Here is a 3,314-nt window from a genome sequence, read left to right on the forward strand (position 1 = left end):
GTACAGGGCAATATCAGCGCTTCGAGTACTGAGGCGCCTTGCGGGCCTTCTTGAGGCCGTACTTCTTGCGCTCGGTGGCACGCGGGTCACGGGTCAGGAAGCCGGCACGCTTGAGGGCGGGACGGTCGTCCGGGGTGACCTCGATGAGGGCGCGCGCGATGGCGAGGCGCAGGGCGCCGGCCTGACCGGACGGGCCACCACCGACGAGGCGGGCGTGGATGTCGAAGGTCTCGGTGCGCTCGACCGTGACCAGCGGGGACTTCACCAGCTGCTGGTGCACCTTGTTCGGGAAGTAATCCTCGATGGTGCGGCCGTTGAGCACGAAGTTGCCGGAACCCGGCACCAGGCGCACGCGGACCACGGCCTCCTTGCGGCGGCCGACGGTCTGCACCGGACGGTCGATGATGACCGGGGCGGCGAAGGACTCGGTCTCGGTGTACTCGGCCTCGGCCTCGTAACCGTCACCCTCCTCGACGACCTCCACAGCGGTGTCTTCCACGACGTAGTCGTCGTTGAATTCTTCGGGAGCGGTCACTGGGCCACCTGCTTGATCTCGAAGGGGATGGGCTGCTGGGCGGCGTGCGGGTGGTTCGGGCCCGCGTAGACCTTCAGCTTGCCGATGATCTGGTTGCCCAGCTTGTTCTTCGGGATCATGCCCTTGACGGCACGCTCGACCAGACGGTCGGGGCGGGTGTCCAGGATCTGGCCCACGGTACGGCCCTTCAGACCACCCGGGTGGCCGGAGTGGGTGTAGAGGACCTTGTCCTGCCGCTTGTTGCCGGAGATGGCAACCTTCTCGGCGTTGATGATGATGACGAAGTCGCCGCCGTCAACGTTCGGAGCGTAGGTCGGCTTGTTCTTGCCACGCAGGATGTTCGCAGCCTGCACGGAAAGACGGCCGAGCACTACGTCAGTGGCGTCGATGACGTACCACTTGCGGGTCACGTCACCGCCCTTGGGGCTGTACGTAGGCACAGTGCATCCCTGTCTGTCGTAGGTGTTGCCAACCACGGTGTGATGGTCGAGCTGATTCCCGGCGGTTGGTGGAGACCCGGGGCTCGTGCGACAACCGGGTCACCCCGGCCGTACCGCACACCAACGAAGCACCTTACCAGCGCGAGGCGCGCGCCCCGAATCCGGTCCGGACGAGCGACTATCACCCGTCGAAAGTGATCCACATCACTCGATAAGCGGAATAGGTTCCTCCGCTACGGGCATTGTAGTGAAGAGTGAGGACCGCTTCGGCGGTCGAGTCGCTCTGCCGATGGAGGCCGCCGTGGCGATCACCATTCCCCGGTACCACCCGCGCGCGATGGCCATGCGCCGGATCCTGCTCACCGTCGTGACCGGCAGTCTGGTCTTTCTCGTCCCCTGGATCGCGTATCTGTCGGTCAGCCTGCCGTCGGAGCGCGAGGTGGATCAGTGGGACATCGCGTGGGTGGGATTCGACTTCGCGCTCGTCGGCGCCATCGGCATGACGGCCTGGTACGCGTGGCGGCGACGGCAGATCTTCATCCCGTGGGCGATGATCACCGGCACGCTGCTGGTCTGCGACGCCTGGTTCGACATCGTGCTGGATTGGAACACCCCGGAGCTGTGGGTCTCGGTGCTCTCGGCGGGAATCGGCGAACTGCCACTGGCCACGCTGCTGTTCTACGCGGCCCGGCGGCTGCGGCAGGCCACGGTCGATCGCGCCTGGGCGCTCACCGGCCACACCGGACCGGCACCCCGAATCTCACAGCTCGAGGTGCTGGCCGCGGTGGATTGGCTGCGCGGCTCGGATATGCCGCGCGGCTCAGATATGCAGGGGCGGACCAGGATCGATGCCGCGTACGGGGCCGGGAACGGTGTAGCGCAACGTGTCGATGCCGAAGCGTAGGCAGTCCAGGTTCTGCGGATCACCGACCGTGGCGATGCCCGCGGCCGGGAGACCCGACACGAACGGGGTCACGGCGCAGGACTGACCGACCGGCTGCACGGCACCCGCACGGACCTGAATCACGGTGTCGGACACCGGAGCCGCGGTGGTGTGCGCCGCGCCGTCGGAATGGATGCCCATCACGGACAGTGCCGCCGCGCCGATGATGATCGGCGCGCCGAAGGGCTTGCGCATCTTGTTCCACAGCTTGCCCTTGCGCGGCTTGCGCTCGGAGTCGGATTCCGAATCCGACTGGCCTGCGGCATCTTCCGGCGATTGCGGATTCGACTGACGCGCCCCCGTGGACATCGACCCACCGTACATCGCGCCGGGCTGACCAGGAGCGTTTCCGCCGGATCCAGCAAAACTCCCGCGACCCGAACCGGACGAATCCCCTTCGGAGCCATAGCCGCCGGGGGTACCCGAAGCACCGTAACCACCCTGGCCGTAGCCACCCTGCTGCCCGTAACCAGCGGGTGCGCCATAGCCTCCGGCCTGGCCATACTGCCCACCGGCACCCGACTGGCCGACGCCCGGACCGTACGGCCCGGAACCGCCCTGCGCACCCGATTCGGACCCGGGAGCATTTGCCGGACCGTAGCCCTGACCACCCTGGCCGCCCTGGTAACCGGGAGTGCCCGGCACGGATTGACCGGCCGCGCCGTAGGAACCACCCGGCCCGTACGCGCCGCCCTGCCCGTAGCCGCCACCAGCCTGGCCATACCCGGCCTGCTGACCAGCCGCCTGCCCATACCCGCCCGGCTGCCCGTACGCACCGGCCTGACCGCCCTGCGGCACTTGACCACCGGGCTGCCCCGGACCACTCTGCTGACCTTGACCGCCCTGCGGCACTTGACCACCATGCTGCCCCGGACCGCCTTGCGGACCTTGACCGCCGTACTGACCTTGACCGCCCTGCTGGCCCTGACCGCCGGGACCGTACGCACCCGCACCGGCGTCCGAACCCTGTTGCCCGGCACCGGAACCCGCGCCGTAACCGGCGGCACCCGGCTGCCCGGGCACGGCACCGCCGAGTGCCTCGCGCCCGACGACGGCCGTCATCTGATCATCGGCGGGCGAACCCGGCGGCCGCATGAACCGGCCACCCACACCTTCCAGCCCGGGCGGCAAGGTGCCGCGGCCAGCGGCCGAATCGGCGGGCGTCTCACGCGAAACCCCTTGGCCCGCATCGCCGCCCTGCTGACCGGCCTCCGGAGCCTCGTGGCGGCCGTGCGCGAACAGCCCCGCCGCCGAGGTGCCGGAGATGCCCGCCTGCGCGGCCAGCCGCGCGACTTCCTCGGCCGTCATGCGCTGGGTCAGCCCACCGGGGCCGGTGGGCGAGCCCGCGGCACCGGCCTGTGTACCCGCACCGCTCGCCGCGGCGGCCTCCTGCGCG

5 protein-coding genes are annotated in these 3,314 nt (G+C 69.2%); 2 read left to right on the forward strand and 3 right to left on the reverse strand.

Features of this window, described 5'->3' with window-relative positions:
- Positions 1 to 13: 13 nt before the first annotated feature.
- Together rpsI and rplM are read right to left on the reverse strand one after the other, a co-directional pair.
- The gene (rpsI, locus tag ACWELQ_RS41735; protein WP_452402513.1) at positions 14 to 535 is read right to left on the reverse strand and encodes a 30S ribosomal protein S9; all 522 of its coding nucleotides are present in this window, start codon (positions 533 to 535) and stop codon (positions 14 to 16) included.
- Positions 532 to 975: a 50S ribosomal protein L13 gene (gene rplM / locus ACWELQ_RS41740; RefSeq protein ID WP_213557937.1), complete on the reverse strand. Its 444-nt coding sequence runs from the start codon at positions 973 to 975 to the stop codon at positions 532 to 534. Before rplM ends, rpsI begins: the two co-directional genes overlap by 4 nt.
- Positions 976 to 1,222: 247 nt before the next feature.
- Here rplM and ACWELQ_RS41745 point away from each other — a divergent pair, with 247 nt between their 5' ends.
- Entirely contained in the window at positions 1,223 to 1,879 is a 657-nt protein-coding gene (locus ACWELQ_RS41745) for a hypothetical protein (RefSeq protein ID WP_452402514.1), read from the forward strand.
- On the opposite strand, the gene ACWELQ_RS41750 is transcribed toward ACWELQ_RS41745, so the two are convergent.
- Positions 1,796 to 2,227 carry a hypothetical protein gene (locus tag ACWELQ_RS41750; RefSeq protein ID WP_452402515.1) on the reverse strand — a complete coding sequence of 144 codons (432 nt, stop codon included), beginning with the start codon at positions 2,225 to 2,227 and terminating at the stop codon, positions 1,796 to 1,798. The genes ACWELQ_RS41745 and ACWELQ_RS41750 overlap by 84 nt on opposite strands.
- Before the next feature lie 339 nt (positions 2,228 to 2,566).
- On the opposite strand from ACWELQ_RS41750, the gene ACWELQ_RS41755 reads away from it, so the two are divergent.
- Positions 2,567 to 3,314 (forward strand): hypothetical protein (locus ACWELQ_RS41755; protein WP_452402516.1); only part of this gene is annotated, 748 nt, incomplete at its 3' end.

Source organism: Nocardia sp. NPDC004722, from assembly GCF_053601505.1.

Coding starts and splice junctions, on each gene's coding strand:
- ACWELQ_RS41750 (WP_452402515.1), bottom strand. CDS start 2,227: ATGTCCACGGGGGCGCGTCAGTCGAATCCGCAATCGCCGGAAGATGCC.